Origin of the sequence: Mesorhizobium sp. GbtcB19 (genome assembly GCF_019091085.1) — a bacterium.
GTDB lineage: Bacteria > Pseudomonadota > Alphaproteobacteria > Rhizobiales > Rhizobiaceae > Mesorhizobium.
In genome coordinates, this window is sequence record NZ_JAGXJY010000100.1 from 1 (window position 1) to 606 (window position 606).

Below are 606 nucleotides of genomic sequence, written 5' to 3' on the forward strand. Positions count from 1 at the left end.
AGGTAAAAAATTAACATAGTTAAATAATAAAATGAGGTGAATAGAATATGAACTGAGCGATTTCAGTTACCTATCCTTCAGGTAAAACAACAACTACATTGGCATTAGCTTATTTAACAGGGATTCCACGAACACATGCAAAAACTATGCGTGAAATTTTACCTGATGCATTGCCAGGAAAAAGACTAGAAGATTGTACTCCAGCAGAACTTTTCCAGTTAGGTATGCGTCGTTTGGTCGAACGTGCAGTACATGAAAGTCATTTGCCAAATGGGTTTATATCTGATGGTTCCTCACTCCATGAATGGGTGTATGGAAAAATAAGAATTAGAGTTGGAATTAACCCAAATGATACAGTGGGAATGAATAAAGACATAGAAAAAGATGCTAGTATGGTGTTTTTTGAAGAAGTCATTGATAATATGGGAGCTGTTATGAAACAGCATGCTAAACGTAATTATGATGAGTTTATTCATTTACCAGTAGAATTTCCATTAGTGGCAGATGGACACCGACCTGTATCAGAAAGGTTTAGACAATTATCGGATGAATTATTACTTAGAACACTCGATGAACTTGAGATTAAATATCATATAGTATCGGGAA

1 protein-coding gene is annotated in these 606 nt (G+C 35.0%); it reads left to right on the forward strand.

Annotation, left to right across the window (positions count from 1 at the left end; all coding sequences use genetic code 11):
• Window positions 1-98: 98 nt before the first annotated feature.
• Window positions 99-606 (forward strand): AAA family ATPase (locus KVT37_RS31780; RefSeq protein ID WP_217578961.1); only part of this gene is annotated, 508 nt, incomplete at its 3' end.